Raw genomic sequence first — 24334 nt, 5'->3', positions numbered from 1 at the left:
CCCATTCCACGCAGATTCGGAACGAGCCACCTCCATGACCGTCACCACCGACCACACCACGCTCCCCGCCGACAAACACAGGGTTCGTCAGGACATCGACCAGCTGCACGCTGACACACTCGACCTCGCCCGGCGCGCGAAAGAACTGGCCCTCGTCCTGGACCACGGCGACTACTCCGCCGCCGGAGGACGCGTGCGTACGGCCGTTGCCTACATCTGGCGAGCCGCCGAGGACCTGCACAGCGCCTTCCACACCGCGCCCCCGCGCTGTGCCGGGCCCGACGCGTCGATGTCGCGGCTGTGTGGCCGGCGGATGCGTTACCTGGCGGCCCGCGTCGCCCGGAGGGCCGAGTAATGGACATCATGCCCGGCGGACTCTCGCTGGCCCTGTACGCCGTGACGGCCGTACTGGCGCTGGCCCTGGTGACGCTCTGGTTCCTGCTGAACCGCGGACGGCGCAACGCCGGATTCGCGAGCAAGGGACAGCTCAAGCGCCAGATGTCGGCCAAAGCAGTCCTGAAGGCCACCGAGATCCGGCCCTCCCTCACCAGCGACGACAGCCAGCACAACCGCGCAGCCGGGGTGAACTTCACGAAGAAGCGCCCCGCCGCTCGCTGACCCTCGCTCCTCGTCGCCCACCTCGCTCCGGAGTACGTCATGCACCACCCCCTCGATCCTCACGATTTCGGCTACTCGCTGGGCACCTCGCAACGCCCGAAGGGCGTCGAGCTGTGGTCCCGCGCCGATAAGGCATGCCGGGTCATCGGCCCGATGGGCAGCGGAAAGACTCTGCGGTTCTTCGCCCCGCTCGTGCGCAACTGGGCCGGTCCGGCCCTAGCCACCTCGACCAAGCCCGATCTGGTCGAACTGACCCTCGACGAGCGGCAGCGGGCCGGGCGTCCCGTCGCGGTCTTCGACCCGCAGAACATCGCTCCGAGCCTCCCGAAATTCCGGTGGACGCCGATCAACGGCGCAGCCGACACCGAGGTCGCGATGATGCGCGGGAAAGCGTTCGTCACGGGCTCGCGCACCCCCAACAGCGCGGCACAGTCCAGCGAGGGCAGCGCTTTCTACAAGGGGCAGGCATCTAAGATCCTCGCCGCCTTCTTCCACGCCGCCGCCCTCGACGGCGCGTCCCTCGACTGGGTGCTGCGGTGGGCACGCAAGCTGACCGACCCGGCACCCCTCGGCATCCTCAACGCCCACCCCGGCGCCGGCCCCGGCTGGGCAGACATGCTCCGCACGGCCACCACCGGCGACAGCCGCACCGTCGGCAACACCGCCAGCACCCTGGACGCGGCTCTCGAACCGTTTATGCACCAGTCGGTGATCAACGCCCTCCAGGGAGACGGAGAGGACCCCACGGACTTCGGCTCGTTCCTCGACGCCGGGGGCACCCTCTACCTCCTCGGCAAGGACTCTGAGGTGAACAGCGTTGCGCCGCTGACCACCGCGATAGCCGAAGACCTGCTCGACCTCGCGGAGGCGCACGCTCTCGCCTCCCCGGCCGGGCGGCTCGACCCCGCTCTCCTCGCCGCCCTGGACGAGGCGCCGAACATCGCGCCCATCCCCAGCCTCCGCCAACGCGTGGCCGACGGCCGGGGCCGTGGCATCACGGTCGTCTACGGCCTCCAGGCGTGGGCGTCTGCTCGTGCCCGCTTCGGCGAGGACACCGCGAAGGAGCTGGCGGCCTTCACCAACAACGTCGTCGTCCTGCCCGGGGACAAGGACCCCGACTTCCTGAAGGACATGTCCGATCTGTGCGGTCAGGTCGAACGGGAGCGCACGACGAAGACCACGTCCGGCGGGGACCGCGGCGGCCACTCGACGGCCACGCACATGGCGCTCGAACCCGTCCTTCGAGGAGACGAGATCAGGCGCCTGCCCGAGGGACATGCCCTGGTCCTCGCGGACAACTTGCCGCCGATCGTCACCCGGCTCGACGGCATGTGGACCTGGGACTCATGGGCCGAGATCGAGGGTCACGTCCGGGAACTGCGAGACGCCAACGAAGCCGAGCGGACCCGGCGGGCCACCGAGAAGAGGAACCAGGCCAAGGCCCACGCCGCCGCGTGGGCCGACCGTGAAGGAGCGGCTGCCGCATGACCGAGACCCTGACCCACTTCGAGCCCTTCCCCGAGCCGCCCGCACTGATCCTGGCGTACATCGCGGAACGGAGCACGGAGGAGTCCGTGGCCGCCGATGGTCCTGCCCCGTGGGACCTCGGCGCCCCGTCAGCGGAGTTGATCGAGCCGATGCCCGCCTGGCTCGATTCCGTGTGCCGCTGGCTGAATCGGACGTACGCCTGGCAGCCACAGGACGTCATCCCGCCCTGCTGGGCGAAGCACGAGGGCCTGACGTACGAGATCGCGGCCCTGGCCTTCGCCCGGGGCGACGCGTACGCGGAGGCGGGCTCGTCCGTGATCTGGCACGAGCAGTACGACCGCTTCCTCACCCGCATGAACAAGGCGCTGGGCAAGGCAGGCGACGAATGCCGAGTCGGCAGGCACGACGACCGCCCGGCCCGTTTCCAGCTCGCGGCCTGGCCCACGACCAAGAGTGAGGAGACGGGAGCTGCGGGACGGGTCGAGGAGATGGCCTGATGATGACGAACCCGAGCATGGTCTTCTCCACCGACCCGCGTCACGGACTGGTGGCGCGAAGCGGCTGGGAGCAGGAGGAGGCACAGACCGTGCTCCGTGATCTCGGATGGGAGTGGGCCGAGGAGCTACACGCCCTCGTCCCACCGGACCACGTGTCGGAGGTCGACGCCGGCCTTCAAGCAGTGGAGGAACTGCACCTGCACGGACACCGGACCGGATACGCCGTGGGGCCGTACGGCACGATGCGGTTGACTCTCGCTCGGGCGGAACAGGTGTTCACGAAGGCCACCGCTCGGGGATCTGCTGCGACGGGGCCGGAATCGGCATGTGCAGCGCCGCAGTCTGCCTATCCTGGCGCGTCGGCCCCAGAAGACCTGGAGAGCGTCACGATGGGTTCCGATCCCTCGCGAATCTAGGCGCCCAACCCAAGCCCGTCGGTTTGCGTCCCGTGCGGTCTGATGCCCTCTGCCGGAGCGTTTGGCACATGTGCCTCGGTCTTCCGCTCAGTTCCCCAGAGCCAGCAGTACGGCGGTCCTGCCCGAGCCCAGCCGTCCCCCGCGGAGACCTGAGCAGCCGGTCAGAGAATTCCCTTCCACGACCACGGCCGCGGACCGGATCGACCGCGCAGGCAGTCGATCCGGTGCTGGGCCTGGCTGATCCACTCCTCGTTGCTGGCCGCGTGCTGGGCCGCGTACGTCGTCATCCGCAGCTCGCGGGCGCCCGCGAGGACGCGATAGCCCTCCCACTCCGTCACGTCGTATCCGTACGTCGCACAGAACTGTGCGTACTCGTGCTCGCGCACCGCGCCCGTGGTCTTCGCGCGTACCGCGGTGGACACGAGATCCCACTCCGGAGGCCCGACGGAGAAGCGCTCCAGGTCCATCATCAGGACCCCGTCGACCGTGCGGACGATGTTGCCCGGCCAGGCGTCACCATGCACAGCCCGGTCGGGCAGACCGGCTGGCCGTTCGGCCCAGGCCGCTTCGAGATCGCGGTGCAGGCCATGCAGCCACTCCCGGTCATCGTCGCGGATCGTGGTGGCCGCTTCCAGTCGTTCCCTGACCCGGACGAAGGGGTCGAGATACCCGAGGTCGATGTCCGGCGTCGGCAGGGAGTGGAGGTGCGCGAGGAGTTGGGCGACCTCCTTCACGGAGCCGTGCTCCTGCGGAGGGAGCTCCACCCAGAAGGTCACCGGCCGGCCGTCTGCCTCGACCGGCTGCTCCACATCGACCAGACGGACAGCCGGGACGTTCTCCTGGGCGAGCCAACGCGCGACGCGCACCTCACGTGCCGCCGCGGCATTCTGTCCTTCCCGGGCGACCCGTACGATCACCCGGTGATGCGGCAGCCGCCATATCTGGTTCTCGGCCAGGCGTAGCGGTTCCGCGCCGGCGGAGTCGAATCCCGCCGCGGAGCATGCCTGCTCCAGGACGTGACGCGCGGGTGCGGCTGCCGAGGAAGTCATACGGAAACCGTAGCGGCGATCCGATCTCGTAGGGCCATAGCCTCTTGGACAGTTCGGTGCTTCGAGGCGAACCGGCCGAGCTGCCGCAGGTCGTCGGCAGCTCGCCGGGAGGTGAGCCGGCCTACCTCGTTGAGGGCGTCGTGGCCGAGCGCCGCCGCCTTACGGGGGTCGCCCTTGGCCATGAGCAGAGAGGCCAGCTTGGTCCGCGAGATCGCCCGGGACCGTTTGTAGGCGTCTGTGTGGCCCTTCACCGCTGTGTCGAATCGGCGCGCGGCCCGGCCCGGGTCCTGCCCGGCCAGGATCGCGAGATCGAACAGGGCGTGAGCCGTGTCCCCGTTGTGCTGCGCCTCGTCGTAGTAGGCCATCCACGGCGAGTCCTCGGCTGGCCGGGCCCGGGTGAACGCTTCGTCCGCGGCGCCGACGGCCGCCATGGTGTCGCGGACGTTGCCCATCTTCCCGAAGGCCCTGGCCCGCGCCGTGTGAAGCATCGCCTGCTCGGTCGCCGTCAACCGGTCGGAGCGCACGAGCCCCTTCTCGGCGTAGGTGAGGCCGTCATCGGGGGCTCCGATCCATACGGCTTGCCGTGCGAGGAACGAGTACGTCTTGGCCCGCAGATGCCAGTCGCCGGCCTCCTCGGCGCAGTCCGCTGCGAACCGGAACGTCTTGGTGGCTTCGTCATGGTGGTAGGCGTCGAAGGCAGAGGCGCCGACCACGATGCCGAGGCGCGATACGGCGGCGAACAGGTCGGTTCGTAGGTGCTCGGGGAACTGGGCTTGCAGCAGGCCGGCCGACCACTGCATCGCTCGGGCGGCCACGTCACGTACCACGCCCCCGCCCCCCAGCTCGTTGTCCATGCCGCTGAGAGCGTTGGCCGCGGCCAGGACCTGGTCTACGTGGCTCGGGTTGACGTCGGACGGGAGAGACAGCTCGTCGGGCGCGAAGACGTCGGCGAAGTTGAGAGGGGCTATGACGGCGAGGCCGCCGATTCCGAGGAACGAGCGTCGAATCACGGGCTCATGGCTCCCAGAGCGAAGAGATGGTTCGTCTCTGCCCAGGATGCGGCCTGCCGGCGCCTGAACGCGCACCTCCCCCCGGCGCGTAGAAGCCTTATCGGCATCAGCCCGCTTCTTATCGGCATCACGATTGCCGAAGACCATCGTCCACGCCCGATCAAGGAGCCCTCCCGTGCGGAGGACGTCATCGAGCCGCTGAACCACATCACGACGACAGCTCGGGTACTTGCCCTTCTCAATCGCCAAGATCATGTCGTCGCTGACCTGCACTAACCGCCCCAGCTCCTTGGCCGACAGCCCTTGCTCCAGACGCAGTCTGCGCAGCTCGTTCCCGAACCACTCCTGGGGCGACGCCCCCGGATCGAGCTGCTTCATTGGCTGCGGCATGTTCTGCCCCCGAAGTCGTTGATGCCGAACTCTGCACCTCTCGGCATCAGGCTCTGCACGTTCTCGGTGCGCTCTGCCTAAATGGTTGCTGATCGGTTCCAGTCCAGTACACACCGCAACCCACCCCTGCTGAAGGGGTTCTGGCAGAACGGAGGAGCAGCGATGGAACTACTCGTCGACACCCGCGAGCGGGATGCTTCTGTTCGAGCCACGTCCAGGAGCGTGGCGGGTCAACTCGACATGAGTTTCGACGTCCGGGCTGAAAACCTGGGAACCGTACGGGACATCGTCGCAGCGCACCTCTGCTGGTGGGGCGTCGACAACGGCACCGCGTTCCGCATGCTGACCGTGGTCAACGAACTGCTCACCAACGTCTTGCAGCACACCCCCGCAGACGCCGACGGGTGCCGGATGGCCAGCCTGCTGCTCCAGAAAGTGCCGGACGGTGTCACCGCCATCATTCGCGACCAGGACCCCCACCCGCCGGTGTACTCGTCGCCAGACCCCCTGGCCGAAGAGGGGCGTGGGCTGATGCTGCTGCGTGCCCTGGCCGACGACACGTCCGTCTCCGTGACCTCAACGGGCAAGGACGTCTGGGTCTTCATAGGGACCCCGGAAACGACCGAGCACTTCTAGCCCCCACGGCCGGCACTTGGCCCTCTCCAGGAGTTCCCGATGTCCCTCACCGCTCTGGTTCCGGAGAACGACGTGGTTCCTCCGTCAGCCGACGGGCCCAGCACACCGCAGTGGACCCCTCCACTCGACGTAGAGGGCTTGAGGTCCGTCCTGGACCGGATCAGGAACTGGGAGCCGCTCAACGTGGAGGAGGTCTTTGACGACCTCGACACGGCGATCGGCAACCAGCCCCCGCCCGTCGCGACGACCAGCGCCCTGGTTGACCGCCTCCGCAGCCACCTGAAGCAGCTCAGCGACATCGCCGTCGCGGACGATCGGTACCCGCCCACCGAGGAGATGATCCGGCTCGTTGAGCGAGGTCGTCCCCTCCGAAATGAGCGCACGCCGGCCGACTACCAGCAGGCTGTCGGCCTCGCGCGCCGCGTGGCCTTCGTGACCGCCGACCTAGTCGAAGAGCTGATCGAAGCTCACTACATCAAGGGGCAGGTCGAATGCTGACCACCGCCACGACGCTGCCGCGCCACCCCGCCGTCTCCCTTCGCCCGGCCGCAGAAGCGTACGACTACGAGCACTTCCGCAGTCGGCTCGCCGAACCTTCTCTCCTGGCGGACGCCGTAGCAGTCCGGGTTTTTCGGGCGCCGCTCCTCGCGGTTCCTGTCGGCGGGCCGCGCCGCGGCGGATACATGTCCTTCGACCTGCTGACGCACGCGACGGCGACGCACGTCCTCCTCACGGAGCAGCCCGGCTTCCCGGACCTGCGCGTTCGCTGGTCGCCGTACCGCGACACCTGCCACACCGTCGAGTGGGGCGACCGCGCTCCCCAGTGGTGGGAGGGCGACGAGGTCTTCGGACGCTTCTACGGCTACAGCGAAGCCGCCATAGCCGCCTTCAAAGGGCGGCACCACCAGACGCCCTCTTCGGCCGTGCCCACACCGTGTTCCCCCACGGCACCGTAGCTCGCCGAAGAGGGCCCAACTTCCCACCCGAGAGGACGAGCACCATGTGTGCGCACACCCCGCCGTGCCCCACGGCTGAGGCTCCCGACAGGGAGGCCGCGCGTCCCCGCGCGCAGCGGCCTGAGCAGGGCTGGAGCCTGCTGTGCAACGGAGTGCTGCTCTTCGAGGACACTTGCGAACTCCTTCCCGACGGCCGGATCGTCGCCCCGCACCGGTCCCTCAACCTGGCGAGGGCAGCCGCGTGAAGCGGACCAGTGCCGCACCCCGGCTCGTCCCGTACATCACCCAGCGCGAGGGCGAGTACGGCGGGCTGGAGTCGGAACTGACGCTGAGCATGAACGCCTTCGGCGCCGTCCGCCTCGTCTATCAGGAGGAGACCCCCGCTGACCGGGGGCCGCGCGGTGAGCTGTGGGCGCGGTGCTCCCAGTCGCTGAACGCGGCCGGGAAGCCGACGGGGAAGCCGCAGTGGCGCATGGTCAACCCCGCCCGGCAGCGGGAGGCGATGGAGCAGCTTCGGTGCCAGGTCAGCTTCTGCCCGGCCGAGACCGATCAGGGGTACGTCTTCCTCGCCGGGGACGTGGAAGACGAGTCACACCGCGCCGGCGGTCCGGTGAGGACGGCCCAGCCGCCGGTGTGCCTGAAGCACCTGCGGCCGGCCATAGAGCTGTGCCCGCACCTGCGGAAGGGGCATTTCGCCTTCCGCGCGCGAGCGACGTCGCCCTGGGGCGTCATCGGCACCCGGTACCGCCTCACCGCCACCGGCCTGGAGCCGCTTCCCGCCGATGACGACGACGCACCCGTGCCGTACGGGCACCCCCAGTTGGGTTGGTTCCTGGCGAGCCAGCTCGTACGCGAACTGCGGGACTACGAGGTCGTCAATCTGGACGATCTTGTGCCCGACACCTAGCCGGCCGCCCGGCGGCCCTGGGTGATACGGACAGGGCCGCCGGGCGGCTTACCACCGGCGCTGAGCCCTCGCGTGCCGGCCAGTACGAACCCGCCAAGCTTCGGCGGTCCGGCCAGAACGGAGAGCGTTCGCCGATAGCCTCCCCGCCCGCCGGCGCGTGTGCCGGCCTACCTCGCCCGAACACGAACGACCGAAGGAAGTCATGACGAACACGACCGTTGAGCCCGACGAGGCGAGCCGCCTGCGGAACAAGGTGGTGGACGAGTTGTGCGCGGACGGCAACATCTCCTCCTCGGAGATCGAAGCGGTGATGCGCACGGTGCCCCGGCACGAGTTCACCCCCGCCGACACTCCGCTGGACAAGGCGTACGACACGTACGCCGCCGTGATCACCAAGACCGACGAGCACGGTGTGCAGATCAGCTCCGTCTCCGCGCCGCAGATCCAGGCCATGATGCTGGAGCAGGCCCAGGCGAAGCCCGGGATGCGGGTCCTGGAGATCGGCTCGGGCGGCCTGAACGCGGCCTACCTCGCCGAACTCGTCGGTGAGGACGGCGAAGTCGTCACCGTGGACATCGACCGCGAGGTCACCGACCGCGCGCGCCGGCTCCTGAACGAGCACGGCTACGGCCGGGTGCACGTCGTCACGGTCGACGCCGCCGAGCCCATCCCGGACCTCGGTGAGGTCGACGTCGTGATGGTGACCGCCGGAGCCTGGGACATCTCCCCGGCCTGGACCGCGCAGCTCAAGTCCGGCGGTCGGCTCGTGGTGCCGCTGCGGATGCGGGGCCTGACCCGGTCGATCTCCTTCACCCAGATCGCGGGCGCGCACGGCCCCTACCTGGAGAGCGAGTCGGCGAAGATCTGCGGCTTCGTTCCGATGCAGGGCTCGAACGCCCACCGGGAAGAACTCCTCCTCGTCAACGGCACCCCGGAGATCGCGCTCAAGTTCGACGACGGGCTGCCGGCCGACCCGCACCGGCTCGACAACGCCGTCACGTTCCCGCGCCACGAACTGTGGACCGGCGTCACCGTCCGCATCCAGGAACTCATCGACACGCTCCAGATGGCGATGGCGATCAGCCTGCCGGGCTTCTGCACCATGTCCGTCGATGAGAACTCCGACACGGACCTGGTCGACCCCGTGAGCAAGCGGTTCGCCCTGGCGGCCGTCGAGGACGACACCTTCGCCTACCTCGTCACCCGCCGCACCGAGGACAACAAGCACCTGGAGTACGGCGTGCACGCCCTCGGCCCGCACGCGGAGCAGTTCGCCGACAAGATCGCCGACGTCCTCCGCGACTGGGAGGCCAACCGGCGCGGCGGCCCCAGCCCGGTCATCCGGGTCTACCCGGCCAGCACCCCCGATGAGCAGATCCCGGCCGACCGGGTCATCGACAAGGTGCACAGCCGGATCTCGCTCTCCTGGCCCTCGGCGTAACACCCGGGAGCCAGGCCATCCCGCACCACCCCAACGAGAAGAAGGGCACATCATGACGAGCGCCACTCTCGCCCCGCCTCCGGTCGCGCCCGCGGCGGACCTGGAGGACGACTTCGCGCCCCTGGACGTGAAGGTCGTCATCGCCGAGCACTCGTACGGCCACCTCATGTGCTCCACGGGCGACGGCTGCGGCACCACCTGCGCGACCGGTGCCTCCGCCTGCGGTTCCTTCACCGAGGACCCGGCCTGATCCACCCGGCCTGATTCAGGTCGACTCCCTCACCTGTGGGCCGGGCGAAGCGCTTCGCCCGGCCCACAGGCCCCTCCCCCCTCCCCGCGCCGCCTCATGGAAGGGCCTCATGGCTTCCCGAGCAGCCGCCGGATACCTGTGGCAAGGCGTTGCGATGCTGCGCGCCACCACCAGCCCCGGGCCGGCAGACATCCCCCGTACCCTCGACCTGGACGACGTGGCCGTCACCCGCGGATGGCTGAACCGCATATGGCAGCGCGAGGACTTCCGCAGCGCGCTGGAGCTGGCCACCCCTGTCCTGTCCGACGCCATCGAGGCCGTCGTCCGGGGCCGACAGGCCGAGCCCCGGCAGGTGCGCCGCACCGCACTGTCGACGGTCTCCTACCTCCTACGGTGGCAGCACCGGCCGACCCCGCTCGGCCTGTTCGCCGGCACCGCCCCGGTGTCCGTCGGGCCCCGGGCGAGCGCACGGTGGCGCGACAAGCACCGCGCGGTGATCCGGCCGGACGCCGAATGGGTCACCGACATGGTCCTCCGGCTTCAGCGCACCCCGGCGTTGCTGAAGCGGCTACCGGTCGTCGCCAACAACGCCGCCCGCGCTCGCGGTGACCGGCTCGTGGCGCCCGGTCCGCCCTCCGACGGCCACGCCGTCCTCCTGGCCCCGGTCGAGATATCCGTCCGCAACGCCCGGCCGGTGGCCGCCGCCATAGCCGCGGCCTGCACCCCCGTCCCCTACGGCGGTCTCCACGGCCACCTGCGCGCCCGCTTCCCGCAGGCCACTCCGGAGAAGATCGACGCGCTTCTCGCCAGCCTGGTCGAGCAGCAGTTCCTCATCACCAGCCTGTGGGCGCCCATGGCCACCGTGGACGCCTTCCAGCACCTGTGCTGTGAACTGGACCGGCTCCAAGCGGAGAGCATCCCCGAAGTGCGGGACCTGGTCCACGCGCTGTACGCCCTACGCGACGAGCTGTCCGCCCACCAGCCGACCCTCTCCGACACCAGCGTGAGCGCCGTCGCCGCGCGGATGCGCGCCCTCACCCCCGTCACGCCGACACCGCTGCTCATTGACACCGCCCTCGACTGCGAGACCCAGCTCCCGCAGGCCGTGATCGCGGAAGCGCAAGCAGCCGTCTCGGCCCTCTACCGGACCACCCCACAGCCCTACGGCTACCAGCACTGGCGCGACTACCACCGCCGCTTCCGGGCCCGGTACGGCGTCGGCGCCCTGGTTCCGGTGCTGGACCTGGTAGCCGACAGCGGCCTTGGCCTGCCCGCCGGATACGTCGGCTCCGAACGCGGCGCCGCCTTGAAGGTGCGCACCGACCGCGACGAACTGCTGCTCGCGCTGATGCAGCAGGTCCTCCTGGACGGCGGCCGTGAACTGCGGCTGACGGACGACATGGTCGACGCCTTGGAGAAAGCGGCCGGGACGGACGAGCGGCTGTTCGTGCCCAGGGTGGAGGTCGCCTTCGAAGTCCACTCCCCCAGCACCCGGGCGCTGTCCGGCGGCACCTTCGTCCTCCTACTCACCGCGGTCCCCCGCCCCGGCAGCAGCATGGCCGGCCGGTTCACCCACGTCCTGCCGCCCGAGCATCAGGACGCGCTCGCCGCCACGTACGGGGCGCCAGACGGCCTCACGGCGCAGCTCGTGTTCCCGCCGCGCCGCCACCGCAACGAGAACGTCACCCGGACACCGCGGCTGCTGCCGAACGTCATCGAGCTGTCCGGCCACCAAGAGACGGACGAGGCGACGATCCCGCTCGCCGACATCGCCGTCACCGCGGACCCGCGCACCTTCCACCTCGTGCAGCTCTCCACCGGCCGCCGCATCAACGCGCGGGTCCTGCACGCCCTGGAAGGCGGGACGCAGACCCCGCCCCTGGCCCGGTTCCTCGCCGAGGTGGCCCACGGGCGGTTCGCCGCCTACAAGCCGTTCGACTTCGGCGCCGGCTCCCGGCTCCCCTTCCTCCCCCGCGTGCGCTACCGCCGCACCATCCTCACGCAGGCCCGATGGCTGTTGATGGCCGACGAACTGCCCGTCCGCAAAGCCCCGACCGAGGAGTGGGAGAACGCCTTCGCCATCTGGCGGGACCGGCTGCACGTCCCGCCGCAGGTCGCCATCATCGAGTACGACCAGCGCCTCCCCCTCGACCTGTCCCACCCGGTCCACCGCCGAGCGCTGCGCGCCCACCTCGACAACGCCCGGCGCCTGGAGCTGCGAGAGGTCCCGGACGCCGACGCCCACGGCTGGATCGGACGCGCACACGAGATCTGGCTCTCCCTGGGCCGGTCGCAGCCGGACACCGCCGTCGTGCCCCGGCCGCGCCCCGCGGCGTCGGCGGCACCCGAGCGGCACCTTCCGGGCGCGGGCGATGTCCTGCTCGCACAGCTCAACGCCCATCCGCGCCGCTACGACGAGATCCTGAGCCGCCACCTGCCCAGCCTCCTCGCCGCGTTCAGCGACCTCCCGCCACTCTGGTGGTTCACCCGACACCGGGAGATGGCCCGCCCCGAAGCCGACCAGCACCTCGACCTCACGCTGCACCTGTCGCCGGACGCATACGGGGCCGCCGCCCAGCACGTCCGCAGGTGGGCGGAGAGCCTGCACGAGACCGGTCTGGCGGCCGGGCTCGTCCTGGCTCCGTACCAGCCGCAGACCGGACGCTTCGGCCACGGGCCGGCCCTGGACGCCGCGCACCAGGTGTTCGCCGCGGACTCCGCCGCCGCGCTCGCGCAGATCCAGCTCACCGAGCGCATCGACGCCCTCGCCCCGCAGGCCCTCGCCGCGGCCAGCGCCCTGCACCTCGTCACCCCGCTGGCGCCGGGCACCACGGCGGCCGAGGAGTGGCTGGTGCGCCACCTCCCCCAGGGCGCCGGGCGACTGAACCGGGACCTGCGTACCCAGGTACTCGAACTCGCCGCGCCGAACAGCGCCTCCGTTCTCGCGGCCCTCCCGGGCGGCCCTGCGGTCACCGAAGCCTGGCGGGCCCGCGCCGCCGCCGTGGACAGCTACCGGACGGCCCTGGCCGGTCAGCGTGATCCGCTCGACGTCGCCAGGTCGCTGCTGCACCAGCACCACGTCCGCGCCCTGGGTGTCGACCCGCGCGCGGAGGAGACCACGATCCGGCTCGTAAGGACCGCGGCCCTCCAACACCGGAGGGCGGCCCGATGACCGCGGCGGCCGTCACCACCGCGGCGATCCTGGAGCAGTACACCGACCGACTCGCACAACCCGCCCCGCCGCCCCCGGACGAGCCGTGGGCGGTGCAGTCCCTCGCCGACGGCGCCGCCGGGATCAGCCTGCTGCACATCGAGACGGCCAGCCGGCACGGCGGCTCTTGGCGCCCCGCCCACCAATGGATCACCACCGCAGCGGCCGGGCACATCAGCGCGGCCGACACCGCGGGGCTGTTCATCGGCGCCCCAGCCCTCGGCTTCGTCCTGACCGCCGTCCCCGCAGCCTTCCAGCACCTGTACGAACCGGCACGCCGGACCCTGCACCAGCACATCACCGACCTGACCCACCGCCGCGTGGACGCCGCCCTCACCCGCATCCGCAAGGGCGACCTGCCCACGTTCGCCGAGTACGACCTGCTCTACGGCCTGACCGGCATCGGGGCGTACTTCCTGCGGACCGACCCCGACGGGCTGCCCCTGGAACGAGTCCTGAAGTACCTCGTCGCCCTGACCCGCCCCTTCGTCCCCGACGGCCGCGGCCTGCCGGGCTGGTGGGTCCGCCACGACCCGGCCCGCGGTGAGTCCCCGCATTTCCCGGGCGGCCACGGCAACTTCGGCGCCGCCCACGGCATCACCGGCCCGCTCCTCCTGCTGGCCCAGGCCATGCGCCGCGGCATCACCATCAGCGGCCACCGAGAAGCCATCTGGAGCATCTGCGAACACCTCGATACCTGGTGCCAGCTCAGTCCCTCCGGTCCCTGGTGGCCCGAGCACATCTCACGCCGCGACTTCGACCGCGGGCGCCCCCACCACGACGCTCCCGCCCGGCCGAGCTGGTGCTACGGAACCACGGGCATCGCACGAGCCGGGCAACTCGCCGGGCTAGCCCTGCACGCACCCAACGTCCAGGCGTTCTACGAGGACGCCCTGTACCGCGCCCTGACCGACCCCCAACAGCTCGCCCAGGTCACCGACTCCGGCTTGTGCCACGGCTGGGCAGGCATCTACCAGACCGCCACCCGCGCCGCCGCCGATGCCCTCGACCCCCGTCTTCAGATCCTCCCGAAGAGCCTCGGCGACACCCTCGCGGCCAACGCCCAGCCCGGCCTTCCCGGACCTGGCCTGATCAACGGTGACGCCGGCACCGCGCTCGCCCTGACCACCCACGCCTCACAACAGGCCCCGATCACCGGATGGGACGCATGTCTCCTGATCAACTGATCCTGACGGAGCCGGGCCCGATCCAGCGCGCGGTCGCCGCTGCCCTCACCGGCCTGCCGGTCCCCGAGGTCGCGGCCCAGTACGGGATGGAACCGACGACTCTGTCCGACGCCGTGGCGGTCTACGACCAGGCCGGCCGGGAGGCCCTGGCCCGGCACACCCCCAAGGTCGACTGGTGGCAGGTGTACCTCCACTTCACCGACTGGGCGAAAGCCGACGAAACCTTCACCGCCCACGTCCTGCCCCTCCTCCACGAGGGGGAGACCTCCGGCCTCATCGGCGGCTGGTGGTACACCAGGAAGCACCCCTGCTGGCGCCTGCGTCTCCGTGTCCGGCCCGGGATCGGCGTCCAGCTCGGCATCGCCGAGGGCCCGGACCGACTCGGCTTGCACCGCCTCGTCGCCGACGGACACCTCGTTCGCTGGTGGCCCGGGATCTACGAGCCTGAGACCGCAGCGTTCGGAGGCGAGGCCAGCATGACGGCCGCGCACGCCCTCTTCGTCACCGACAGCCGAGAGGCACCGCAACTCAGGCAGCGCACGGACCTGGCCGTGGGACCACGCGAGCTGTCCGTTCTCCTCTGCACGATCATGATGCGCGCCGCCGGCCTGGAGTGGTACGAGCAGGGGGACGTCTGGCACCACGTCATCACGAAAGAGCACCGCTCGGCCGTCAGCGACGTCCCCCAAGACCGGCTCGACGCCCGTGCCCAGGAGATCCGGCCCCTGCTCTTCGCCGACAGCGACGTCCTGCTGCGCCCCGGCGGACTGCTGGAGCCTGTCTCCGCATGGGCTGGCGCCTTCCGCGGCACAGGGCAAGAACTCCGCCGTGCCGTTCAGACCGGGACGCTGGACCGCGGCCTCCGGCAGGTGCTCAGCTACCACGTGATCTTCCACTGGAACCGGCTCGGGCTGTCCATGCGCGGGCAAAGCATCCTGGCCTGGGCAGCTAGGGCGGCCATCCTGCACCAAGACGACCAGACACAGGCCTGCTGAGCGGTGCGGCCTTCCCCCCCGCGCCGACCGCGAGAGGCAGTCAGTCATGAGAACGAGTGAAAACACCGCGTCAGCAGCGGGATCGGGCTCCGCGGCCCATAGCGTCAGCGCGGTGAACACCGACGCACTCACCGCCCCCGGGGCCAACGCCGAACAGCTCCGCAATGCGCTGGTGGACCAGATCAAGGCCGACGGCCCCGCCCGTACCTCCGCGGTAGAAGCCGCCCTGCGCACCGTGCCCCGGCACCTGTTCGTCCCCAACGCCCCGCTGGCCGACGCCTACGACAACAGCCCGGTCAACGTGAAGTACGACCCCGAGGGCACCTCAATCTCCTGCGCCTCGCAGTCGGCTGTCGTCGCCCTCATGCTGGATCAGCTCGATGCGCAGCCGGGCGAGCGCATCCTCGAACTCGGCGCCGGGACCGGCTACAACGCCGCCCTGATCGGCCACCTCGTCGGCCCGAGCGGAAGCGCGACGGCCGGTGGCAGTCGGTCGGCTCGAAGATGAACACCTTCATGCCGCTGCGCCGGGGCATCGCCGACGACGACCGCCGCGTCGTGCCGCTCAGCACGGACGGCGCCGTGCGCCTCCAGGCCCCGGCCGGTCTGGCGATCGACGCCGACGCTCTCGCCGGTGTCCTCGACCAGCCGCGCGTCGAGGAGTGGACCGGGATGACGGTCCGCGCCGGGGAGTCACCGGAGTGGATGGAGCTGTTCGTCTCCTGCGTCATGCCGTCCGGGCTGATCCGGATGCTCTTCCCCCAAACCGCCAAGGCCACGGTGCTCACCGAGGACCTCTACCCCTCGGCCACGGCCGCCGTCGAGAAAGGCACCATCACCTACCTCGCGCGACGTCCCTCCGCGGAGAAGACTCCCGAGGCCGACAAGCTCTGGGAGTTCGGCGTCATCGGCCACGGCCCCGGGAGCGACGAGCTGGCCGCCCGGGTCGCCGACGCCGTCCGCACCTGGGATCGCGAGTACCGCGGCCGGGACGCCTCCTTCGAGATTCTGCCGCTCGACACGCCCGTGGTCGAGCAGCCGGGTGCCTTCGTCCTCGACACCCCGCTGAACCGCGTCCGCGTCACCTGGCAGTAGCTGATCCGACTGCGTGGTGCCCGCCGATCGGCCGGCGGGCACCACGCGGCCTTCCCCGCACTTCGTCGTCTTAACGCCGGGGGATGTCATGGACCCGAACGGACCCATAACCCAGCGCTTTGCGACAAATCCAGATCGCGAGACCTTCAATTACGCCCGACTTACGGGCAGTCGATGTCATCACAGCAGAAGCCCCGTGGGCGGCTGGTCTGGCCCCTCTTGCCCCTGATGTGCATGCACGTCAGCCTGCCCGATGTACGGAGAGGAGAGAGCCCGATCCCGCCCGTACCGGCGAGGCCGCGCGTCACTTGACAACGGCGCCTTCGCTTCAGCTCGTGCCGACAGCTCATCCCGAAGACCCTCTGCCCGGTACGCCGCGCCGTAAGCAGTGCTTCGAGCCTTGATGGCTTCGGCCCGGAGCTGCTTGGCTGCCTCGTTGTCCTGGGCCTTGGCCCGCCGGAGCAGCGCGACCTTCTCCTGCTGCGGCATGTCCGCTTCCGTCAGCACAGCTTCGTACTCGTTGACGGGTCCGGCCTGCCGGGTGACGTCCTGGAGCAGCGTGTCCATCTGCTCCAGCTCCTGGACGGTCTCCTCACGGGTACGAAGGAGTGCTTCCCGGTCCGCCTCGACCACAGCACGCTCGTCACCGCGGAGTGCCGCCCGCCCGAAGCGGCCCGGCGCGGCCAGCTGCTGTTCGAGACCCTCGATACGGGCTTCGGTGCCGTTCAGTCGAGCGGTGCTTTCCGCGATCGTGCCGTCCAGCAACCGGACTTCGCGGATGGCCACGGCCCGTTCGGCAACGTCCTGATGACTGCGCTGGTGCGCGAGCGAATTGGGGCCTGCACCGGCAGCAGCCTCCTGTTCGGCACGATCCGCGGCGGCTTCCGCTTTGTCGGCCGCCGTCGTTGTGGCGCGGGCAGCGATGGCGGCCTTGCGCACGGCGTCACGCAGTGCCGAGTTACCGAGGTGAGCGTATGGACGGTCAGCCGTCGGGGCGGGCCCCGAGGGTGTGGCCGGCGCCATGGTCGGCTCGGCGTCCGTCGGTGCGGGGCGGTCCTCGTGCTCCGGAGCCTCCTCGGGAGTGTCTGCGTCGTGGTGCTCGTCGGCGCCGGGCGCGCGCGGGATCGGGAGGTCCGCTACTACCTGGCGGACGTGGGCAGGGACCGCGTTCTCCGGAAGTTCGGTGAGGATCATGCGTTCCTCGGTGCCGTTCTCGATCTCGCGAATGAGGCCAGCGACGGCGCGGTCAAGCTGCTCCTGGTCGGTGAGTGCGTCGCCGTGGCGGGCGCGGTCGGCGTCGGTCTCGTAGACAGAGAGCGGCAGGAACAGGTGGGACTCGGCCTTGTCCCTCGACATCATGGTGTACAGGGCATTCGCCTGAGCGCCGGGTCCGTAGACCAGAGCCTCTTGGACGCTGAGGCCCTGCGACTTGTGGCCGGTGATCGCATATCCGAGGCTGAGCCCGCCCTGTGCGATGTAGTCGGCGTCCACCCATTCGGCAACGTCACGGCTGCCGTCCTCGGTCTTCTCCCGCCACTCGACCAGAACCCGGCGTTCCTCGTCCACGGCTCGCACGATTCCGCGGTAGCCGTTCAGGACGTCTTCGTTCTGCCCGCGGCTCTTCTTGCCTCGGTAGTCGTTGACCCGTATTAGGACCTGGTCGCCGACGGACAGGATCAGCTCGCCACCACCGGGCAGCGCGTATGAGTGCTCGGGACCGGTGAGGTCGCCGTTCTCCTTCCGCAGTGCGCGCGCGCCAGTGTTCAGCTCTTCCACGATCTCGTTGGTGGCGGCGAGCATGAGGAGCTGCTGCACGGCGGTGTGGTCGTCGTTGTGCGCGGCCCGCTTGTCGGCCCAGACGGTGAGCATCGCGGCGAGGGTTGCGTCCTTGTCCGCGAGAGCGTGCACGCGGCCAGTCCCGGCGAAGGTACGGAGCGATTCCACGCGGTTGTCGTCGCGCCACAGCTCCAGTGCCCGGCGCTCGACCATGTCCTTCTGGCGGAAATTCTGGCTGAGGGTGAGCCCGCCCACGAGGTGGTGCACGGCGGCGAAGCTGCCGCCGATGCCGGGCGAGTGGAGCTGCTTGGGGTCACCGATGCCGACGACCTTCGTGCCGGTTTCCGCGGCGTGGGTGAGGAGTTCGGCGACGTCGCGGTCATCGCACATCGCGGCCTCGTCCACGACCAACACGTCCACGCCGGAGAGACCGGAGCCTCCGGTGCGGATGCCGGTCAACCAGGACGCGACGGTGCGGGACTCGATGCCCGCCTCGGCCTTCAGGTTCGCGGCGGCGACGGCGGCCGTGCTCGCGCCGGCGATGACGAAACCGTGCGCCTCCCACGCCTGGCGCGCGGTGTCCATGATCGTGGTCTTGCCTGATCCGGCGATGCCCACGACGGCGTCGATTCCGTGCCCGGCCGTGAGCAGCCGTTCGAGAACGGCACGCTGTTCGTCGGAGAACGTGAAGCTGCCGTCGTGCTGAGCCTCGACGGTGGACAGCGTCATGTCGACCGTGTCGCTGCTGACGGCGGTGACCTGGGTCCCGAGCCGGTTCGTGGCCTCGGAGACGATCAGCGCTTCGGCCGCCACGACATCCGCCGTGGTGTACCGGTCGGCATGCGCGAAGTGCTGGGCGCCCTTCGGGTTCAGCTGGACCGCGTATCCGGCGTGCCGGAGTACGGAGTTGGTGAGCTGTTCGGCCTCGGTGGCGTCCGCGACGCCGTACGGGAGGGCATCCAGCACGGCGGCGATGGCGGCGGCGTGGGTGAACTCCTTGGAGTGGCTGGTCAAGCCGGTCTTGGGGTCGAAGACCTGGGCGCACAGCTCGTCCAGGGTGGGGGTCTGGTCGGCTCGGGCCTGTTCCATCGCGCTGGCTGCGATGGCGTCGGGGTCATCTCCGGCCGCGCGACCTTCGGCCTGCCAGTAGGCGCGGAGAACATCGTCCCCGACCCCGGCAGCCTCGCCGTTCTTCGCGGCCTTGGACGCGGTGGAGGCGGCGGTGCGCTCACGGGTCGTGGCGCTGTCGTAGTCGATGCCGAGTTTCGTCAGCAGGTCCCGGACCTGACTGTCGCGCTTGCTGAACAGCCGGATCGTGGCCTCGGGAATCGCTGCGATCTCCCACGCTCCCGTCCGCTCCTCACGGCGGAAGCTGATGCCGAACTCATTGGTCAGCGCGCGGCGGATGCGGGCGTTCATGAGGGACTGGGTCGCGCGGGTGTGCCGGTGGAGGTCGCGGCCCCCGCTGGCCATCGTGGACCACTTGCCGTCGGCGCCTTTAACCATGTTGGCGAGGGTGAAGTGCAGGTGGAAGTGGGGGTCTCCGTACGGGGCGCCGTCGACGGGGCGGGCGGCGCGGTGGACCATCATCCAGCCGGAGAACCCGCTCGTTTTCACGGTCTCGGCCTCGTCGCCGTCGCCGTGGTGGCCGCGCATGGCGTACGCGGTCCACCGTTCCAGGGCTCCGATGGACTCGCGGCCGGCATCCTTGTAGATGCCCTCGACCTGGGCGGCGATCTCCTCGGGCGCGTACGCGAGGAACGCGGACTTCGACTTCGCCAAGTCCAAGGTGACGTCGGCACCACGGTTGCCGACTTGCACGCGGCCTTCGAGGAGGGCGCCCTTGATCTCCTCGGCGTCCCACACGTCCTCGGGCGCGAGTCCCGCCGCCTTGGCTATCGCGACAGCTTCGCGGACGTCCATCGGCAGGTCCCGGAGACGACGTGCACCTTCACCTTCGGTCTGGGCGTACCGGCGCTTCATGGATGCGGCGTCGAACAGGTCGGCGGGCTGCTGTCCGGTCTCGGTGGCACGGGCCTCGACCGCGCGCAGGAGCGCACGGGCGTCCAGGTGGCCGCCCGCCTCGGCGGACACGGCCTTCTCCACCACGTCCTCGCCGTAGAGGTCGACGGCGTCGATGCCGACGGCGTCGGCGAGCTTCAGCACCGTCGAGACGGGAACGCGGTGCGACTCACCGAACCGCTTGAGCTGGCTCTCCATCCGGCGAAAGGCGTCCTGCTTGCGCTTGGAGTCCAGCAGGGAGACGGGGTTCACGCTGCGTTCGGCGGCGGCGCGGCGGATGGCGCGAGCCAGCGGGGCGGCGGGGAGCTTGGCGGCCGGCGCGATGGCCAGCTTGGATTCCACAAGGGTCTGCCCGGTCCGGGGATCTTCCCCGTGCATGAGGCGCCGTGCCGCCGGGAACTGCTCGGGGGCGAGGACGCCGCCGGGCGTGATGTCGAACTCGGTGAGCCCGCCGCCGATCCAGACCAGGGGCCGTTCGCCGGCGTCCAGGTGGTAGCCCACCTGTCCGTCGGTCGGCCGTGAGGGAAGGACCTGTTCACCGTAGAGCTCTCGGGCGTCGAGTCCGGCTGCGGCGGCGACTTCGACGGCGTCGAACCCGGTGAACCGCGCGGTGCCCTTACTGCGGATGAGCCCGCGGGCGCGAAAGAAAGCGCGCTTGGCCTCGCGGTTGGCGAGGAGGGAGGCGACGGGGGCCCCGGCGGCTTTGGCCTCAATGGCGTCGATGAGGGGGGCGGCGTGTACCGCAACGGACTTCCCGCATCCGTGGCCGCCGGTAAGGCGGTACTCAACCTGCTCGTCGGAGGGGCCGATCATGGTCACCCATCCCATCGGCCCGCTCACCCCCCGCTCTCATCCGGTCAGTTCCGATCATCTTGGCTGATTGTATCGTCACGAAGTGACGATACCTTGGTCCTTGAAATTCAAGATCATGATCAACGAGGGGGCCTCGGGCACTCGGGGCGGCTGTCCTGTGACTTCAGAGACTGCGGATTGAAGCTATACATTGCGGGGGAGCTTGCAGGTTGAAGAGTTACCTTGCGGCGATGGGTGGGTTAGACAGACGTGGTCCATGCGTTCTGCCGGAACGCCGGCGACTGAGTTCGCGGTCGCTTACGTCGCCCCGGACGGGACGGAGTTACGGCGTCCGCTGCCGGAGGTCTGGGCTGTGCCGTTCGAGCACGCCCTTCCCGTGCGCGCCTTCGCGTCGTACCGCCGGCAGCGCAACCTGCCGGGCCTGTGGTGGTCGGCGACGACGGGCGGGCATGTCGGCTACGAGTCCTGGCTGGAGCGCGACCATGTCATGCTGCTGGACATCGACCCGGCGGTGGTGGGGATCACCTCGCAGCCGTTCTGGCTGTTCTGGTCGGCGGCGAACGGGCGGGCGGTCTCACACGCGCCGGACTACTTCGCCCGTCGCGACGACGGGATGGCCGTGGTCATCGACTGCCGCCCGGCTGACCGCCGCGGCCCGCGGGATGTGGCGAAGTTCGAGGCGACGGCGGTGGCCTGCGCCGAGGTGGGCTGGGAGTTCCGGCTGCTGGGCGCCCCGGAACCAGTGGTGGTCCGCAACGTCCGGTGGCTGGCGGGCTACCGGCACCCCCGGCACTGGGTGGAGCCGGCCGCCTCGCGGCTGCGGGAGGTGTTCGCCGAGCCGCTGCCGCTGATGGATGGGGCCGCGGCGGCGGGTGAGCCGCTGGCGGTGCTGCCGGTGCTGTTCCACCTGCTGTGGTCGCACGAGCTGACGGTGACGTGTCGGTGCCCCTGCACGGCGGCTCCCTGGTCTCGCCGAGGGCGGGCCGGTGACCGCGGGCGGGGGCTCGCTGCTGCGGCCGGGCGACTGGCTGACCTTCTAAGGCGGTGAGCATCAGGTGGTGGCGCTGGCCGGGACGGCGGTGCGGCTGCGGTCCGCTACCGGGGCGGAATCGGTGGTGCTGGCCTCGTATCTGATGGCGGCGCCGGACTTCGCTGTTACCGGCACCGAGCCGCTGCCGGTGCTGGAACCGTTCGGTCTGCTGGGAACGCTGCCGGAGCCGGCGCGGGCGGCGGCGGTCGAGTGGCAGCGGCATGTGGTGGAGGTGGGGACCGGGCTGCCGCCCGGTGCCGGGCTGGGAACACCCGCGCGGGACGAGTACGACCCGGCGACGCGGTCGCTGACCGAGCGGATGCGGGCGAAGGCGACCGAGCTGGACGTGAGCCTGCGGACGATGGAGGGCAAGCGGTCGCGCTACATGAAGCAGGCGCTTGGGGGCTGGTGGATCAGCGCACGACGCGGAGGTGGGAGGCGACGGGCCGGGCGGATGCCCTGCTGGTGGCGGCGATCCGCGAAGTGCTCGACAGCGAGACGCACGTCTCGACCGGCACGCGCTCGCGGCTGATCCTCCGCGTGATCAAAACGGTGGAGGCCGCGCACGGTGAGGGGGTGGTGCCGTTGCCGAGCACGCGCACCCTCTACAAGCTCATCGACGTGCTCGCGACCGGGCGGCACGCCTTCGGGTCGGCGGTCACGCGGCGGCAGACGGCGAACAGGCCGGCGGGCCGTTCACGCCGACGTTCGCGGACCGGCCCGGGGAACAGGTGCAGATCGACTCCACCCCGCTGGATGTGATGGTGGTCCTGGACTCGGGGGTGACCGCGTGGGCGGATCTGACGATCGCGGTCGATGTCGCCACCCGCACGATCTGCGCGGCGGTGCTGCGGCCTGTGGGCACCAAGGCGGTGGACGCCTCTCTGCTGCTGGCGCGGATGCTGGTCCCGGAGCCGATGCGGCCGGGCTGAACGGCGTCGCTGCGGATGGCGGCCTCGCGGATGCCGCACCGGCAGCTGCTCGGCATCGACGCGCGGATGGAGCAGGCCGCCGCGAAGCCGGTGACCGTGCCGGACACCGTGGTCATCGACGGCGGGAAGTGTTTCATCTCCGACACCTTCGTTCGGGCCTGCGAACGGCTGGGCATCTCCGTCCAGCGGGCGCGTCCGCGCACGCCGACGGACAAGGCGATCGTGGAGGCGACGTTCTCCGCGGTCAACACGCTGTTCTGCCAGCACCTGGTCGGCTACACCGGCCGGGACGTGACCCGCCGCGGCGAGCGCGTCGAGCAGGCCGCCGTCTGGACGATCCCCGAACTCCAGGACCTGCTGGAGGAGTGGCTGCTGGCCGGGTGCCAGACGCGGCCGCACGACGCGTTGCGCGACCCGCTCCGTCCGGGAAAAGGTGATGTCGCCGAACGGCAAGTACGCCTCCCTGGTCGCGGCGGCCGGCTACCTGCCGCTGGTGCTGCGCGGGGAGGACTACCTGGAGCTACTGCCGGTGGCCTGGCGAGCGGTCGACGACTACGGCACCCGCATCGGCCACCGCACCTACGACGCGCCCGAGCTGGGACCGTGGCGGCGGCAGCACTCCGGCCACGCGGCCAAGAAGGGGCTCTGGGAGGTGCACTACGACCCCTACGACCTGACCCGAGTCTTCGTCCGCACCACCGGCGGCTGGATCACCGCGCCCTGGGTCCACCTGCCGCTGGTGAACACCCCCCTCGCGGACTTCACCTGGGACCACGCCCGGCGCCTGGACGCCCTGCTGACCCGGGCCGAGCACGGACCGGACATCCGCACCGCGCGGGTCATTGGCCGCACCCGCGCCGCCGCCCTCCCGGCGCCCGCGGCGGCACCCGAGACCGAGAACCTGCCCGGCCCTGAGCCCGACTCCGCGCCGTCTGCGGAGGTGGTGCCCTTGGGGGTCTTCGACGCCCATGCCGAAGCCGAAAGGTGGCTATGAGTACGCCCGCGACCGCACCGCCGCAGCCGGACATCGACGAGCAGGCGCCGCCGGACTCCCCGCTGACGACGAAGGAGGGCTGGCGCCGCTACGTCGAGCACGAGACCATCCCGCCGAAGCTGCAGCCCGCCTCCGAGCGGGCCGCGCTGACCGGGCGGGAACGGGCCCAGGAGGACGAGGTGCGGCGGGAGTATCACGCGGACCTGCCGCTGGTGAACACCCCGACGATCCGGAAGGTGATCTCCACCGCCCGGCTGCTGATCCAGCTCAACCGCCACCAGGTCTCCGCCCGCCGCGGCGTGATCCTCTCCGGCGCCTTCGGCACGGGCAAGACGACCGCGCTCACCCAGCTGGGCCGCGCGCACGAGATGGCCACCCGAAAGCGCCACCCGCACGACCGGTCCCGGCTGCCGGTCGTCTATGTCACCGTCCCGCCAGCTGTCGGCGTTCGCGCGAAAGTACCCAGCCGGGTACGGATGATGAACGTGCCCAGTTTGCCGGCCGCCGCGGCACCGGAGCTTCCGATGGCTCTCCCACTCATGGGGTGGGGCGCTCCAGGGTGAGGGCGCAGCTCGATCGCGAAGCGACGCCCGCTGCGCCGATGAGTTTTCGGGGCGTGCT

General features: G+C 70.4%; 23 protein-coding genes and 1 pseudogene. 21 read left to right on the top strand and 3 right to left on the bottom strand.

Features of this window, described 5'->3' with window-relative positions; genetic code table 11:
• Positions 1 to 34 precede the first annotated feature (34 nt).
• From ACFC1X_RS06345 to ACFC1X_RS06325, 5 genes are read left to right on the top strand one after another with little or no spacing between them, the layout of a single operon-like run.
• Positions 35 to 355 carry a DUF6238 family protein gene (locus ACFC1X_RS06345; protein ID WP_376349250.1) on the top strand — a complete coding sequence of 107 codons (321 nt, stop codon included), beginning with the start codon at positions 35 to 37 and terminating at the stop codon, positions 353 to 355.
• Complete coding sequence (locus ACFC1X_RS06340) at positions 355 to 618, top strand: hypothetical protein (RefSeq protein WP_376349248.1); 264 nt, start codon at positions 355 to 357, stop codon at positions 616 to 618. The genes ACFC1X_RS06345 and ACFC1X_RS06340 overlap by 1 nt, the downstream gene beginning before the upstream one ends.
• Before the next feature lie 39 nt (positions 619 to 657).
• Complete coding sequence (locus ACFC1X_RS06335; protein WP_376349246.1) at positions 658 to 2106, top strand: type IV secretory system conjugative DNA transfer family protein; 1449 nt, start codon at positions 658 to 660, stop codon at positions 2104 to 2106.
• The gene (locus tag ACFC1X_RS06330; RefSeq protein WP_376349244.1) at positions 2103 to 2603 is read left to right on the top strand and encodes a hypothetical protein; all 501 of its coding nucleotides are present in this window, start codon (positions 2103 to 2105) and stop codon (positions 2601 to 2603) included. The genes ACFC1X_RS06335 and ACFC1X_RS06330 overlap by 4 nt, the downstream gene beginning before the upstream one ends.
• The gene (locus ACFC1X_RS06325) at positions 2603 to 3019 is read left to right on the top strand and encodes a hypothetical protein (protein WP_376349242.1); all 417 of its coding nucleotides are present in this window, start codon (positions 2603 to 2605) and stop codon (positions 3017 to 3019) included. Before ACFC1X_RS06330 ends, ACFC1X_RS06325 begins: the two co-directional genes overlap by 1 nt.
• Before the next feature lie 161 nt (positions 3020 to 3180).
• Here the strand turns inward: ACFC1X_RS06325 and ACFC1X_RS06320 are convergent, their stop codons facing one another.
• Positions 3181 to 4068 (bottom strand): phosphotransferase family protein, encoded by an 888-nt coding sequence (locus ACFC1X_RS06320; protein WP_376349240.1) that lies wholly within the window; start codon positions 4066 to 4068, stop codon positions 3181 to 3183.
• Positions 4065 to 5456, bottom strand: coding sequence for a helix-turn-helix domain-containing protein (locus ACFC1X_RS06315; RefSeq protein WP_376349239.1), 1392 nt, complete (start codon positions 5454 to 5456; stop codon positions 4065 to 4067). Before ACFC1X_RS06315 ends, ACFC1X_RS06320 begins: the two co-directional genes overlap by 4 nt.
• Before the next feature lie 174 nt (positions 5457 to 5630).
• On the opposite strand from ACFC1X_RS06315, the gene ACFC1X_RS06310 reads away from it, so the two are divergent.
• The 11 genes and pseudogenes from ACFC1X_RS06310 to ACFC1X_RS06260 form a co-directional block, all read left to right on the top strand.
• Entirely contained in the window at positions 5631 to 6104 is a 474-nt protein-coding gene (locus tag ACFC1X_RS06310; RefSeq protein ID WP_376349237.1) for an ATP-binding protein, read from the top strand.
• A 39-nt stretch (positions 6105 to 6143) separates the two neighbouring features.
• On the top strand, positions 6144 to 6602 hold the full coding sequence (locus tag ACFC1X_RS06305) for a DUF6415 family natural product biosynthesis protein (protein ID WP_376349235.1): 459 nt from the start codon (positions 6144 to 6146) through the stop codon (positions 6600 to 6602).
• Positions 6596 to 7060, top strand: a complete 465-nt coding sequence (locus ACFC1X_RS06300; RefSeq protein ID WP_376349234.1) for a DUF6302 family protein — start codon at positions 6596 to 6598, stop codon at positions 7058 to 7060. The genes ACFC1X_RS06305 and ACFC1X_RS06300 overlap by 7 nt, the downstream gene beginning before the upstream one ends.
• A gap of 44 nt (positions 7061 to 7104) precedes the next feature.
• On the top strand, positions 7105 to 7305 hold the full coding sequence (locus ACFC1X_RS06295) for a DUF5999 family protein (protein WP_376349232.1): 201 nt from the start codon (positions 7105 to 7107) through the stop codon (positions 7303 to 7305).
• The gene (locus ACFC1X_RS06290) at positions 7302 to 7967 is read left to right on the top strand and encodes a hypothetical protein (protein ID WP_376349230.1); all 666 of its coding nucleotides are present in this window, start codon (positions 7302 to 7304) and stop codon (positions 7965 to 7967) included. The genes ACFC1X_RS06295 and ACFC1X_RS06290 overlap by 4 nt, the downstream gene beginning before the upstream one ends.
• Positions 7968 to 8169: 202 nt before the next feature.
• Entirely contained in the window at positions 8170 to 9408 is a 1239-nt protein-coding gene (fxlM, locus tag ACFC1X_RS06285; protein ID WP_376349228.1) for a methyltransferase, FxLD system, read from the top strand.
• A 52-nt stretch (positions 9409 to 9460) separates the two neighbouring features.
• Entirely contained in the window at positions 9461 to 9658 is a 198-nt protein-coding gene (gene fxlA / locus ACFC1X_RS06280) for an FxLD family lanthipeptide (RefSeq protein ID WP_023416956.1), read from the top strand.
• A 109-nt stretch (positions 9659 to 9767) separates the two neighbouring features.
• Positions 9768 to 12830, top strand: a complete 3063-nt coding sequence (locus ACFC1X_RS06275) for a lantibiotic dehydratase (protein WP_376349226.1) — start codon at positions 9768 to 9770, stop codon at positions 12828 to 12830.
• Complete coding sequence (locus ACFC1X_RS06270; protein WP_376349224.1) at positions 12827 to 14056, top strand: lanthionine synthetase C family protein; 1230 nt, start codon at positions 12827 to 12829, stop codon at positions 14054 to 14056. The genes ACFC1X_RS06275 and ACFC1X_RS06270 overlap by 4 nt, the downstream gene beginning before the upstream one ends.
• On the top strand, positions 14038 to 15051 hold the full coding sequence (locus ACFC1X_RS06265) for a thiopeptide-type bacteriocin biosynthesis protein (protein WP_376349222.1): 1014 nt from the start codon (positions 14038 to 14040) through the stop codon (positions 15049 to 15051). Before ACFC1X_RS06270 ends, ACFC1X_RS06265 begins: the two co-directional genes overlap by 19 nt.
• Positions 15052 to 15085: 34 nt before the next feature.
• A pseudogene (locus ACFC1X_RS06260) lies at positions 15086 to 16146 on the top strand (hypothetical protein); the annotation flags it as partial.
• 180 nt (positions 16147 to 16326) lie between these two features.
• Here ACFC1X_RS06260 and mobF read toward each other — a convergent pair.
• The gene (gene mobF, locus ACFC1X_RS06255) at positions 16327 to 20772 is read right to left on the bottom strand and encodes a MobF family relaxase (RefSeq protein WP_376349220.1); all 4446 of its coding nucleotides are present in this window, start codon (positions 20770 to 20772) and stop codon (positions 16327 to 16329) included.
• Between the two features lie 337 nt (positions 20773 to 21109).
• Between mobF and ACFC1X_RS06250 the strand changes: the two genes are divergently transcribed.
• The 5 genes from ACFC1X_RS06250 (at position 21110) to ACFC1X_RS06230 (ending at position 24276) form a co-directional block, all read left to right on the top strand.
• Positions 21110 to 21805, top strand: a complete 696-nt coding sequence (locus ACFC1X_RS06250) for a TnsA-like heteromeric transposase endonuclease subunit (protein ID WP_376349218.1) — start codon at positions 21110 to 21112, stop codon at positions 21803 to 21805.
• A gap of 10 nt (positions 21806 to 21815) precedes the next feature.
• Positions 21816 to 22319, top strand: coding sequence for a hypothetical protein (locus ACFC1X_RS06245; protein ID WP_376349216.1), 504 nt, complete (start codon positions 21816 to 21818; stop codon positions 22317 to 22319).
• Between the two features lie 199 nt (positions 22320 to 22518).
• Positions 22519 to 22719 carry a hypothetical protein gene (locus tag ACFC1X_RS06240; protein ID WP_376349214.1) on the top strand — a complete coding sequence of 67 codons (201 nt, stop codon included), beginning with the start codon at positions 22519 to 22521 and terminating at the stop codon, positions 22717 to 22719.
• 436 nt (positions 22720 to 23155) lie between these two features.
• Positions 23156 to 23713, top strand: coding sequence for a Mu transposase C-terminal domain-containing protein (locus tag ACFC1X_RS06235; RefSeq protein ID WP_376349212.1), 558 nt, complete (start codon positions 23156 to 23158; stop codon positions 23711 to 23713).
• Positions 23710 to 24276 (top strand): hypothetical protein, encoded by a 567-nt coding sequence (locus tag ACFC1X_RS06230; RefSeq protein WP_376349210.1) that lies wholly within the window; start codon positions 23710 to 23712, stop codon positions 24274 to 24276. Before ACFC1X_RS06235 ends, ACFC1X_RS06230 begins: the two co-directional genes overlap by 4 nt.
• Positions 24277 to 24334 lie beyond the last annotated feature (58 nt).

Origin of the sequence: Streptomyces sp. NPDC056128 (assembly GCF_042263835.1) — a bacterium.
GTDB lineage: Bacteria > Actinomycetota > Actinomycetes > Streptomycetales > Streptomycetaceae > Streptomyces.
The sequence above is the reverse complement of the archived record's forward strand: the minus strand, read 5'-3'. Positions and strand labels throughout refer to the sequence as shown.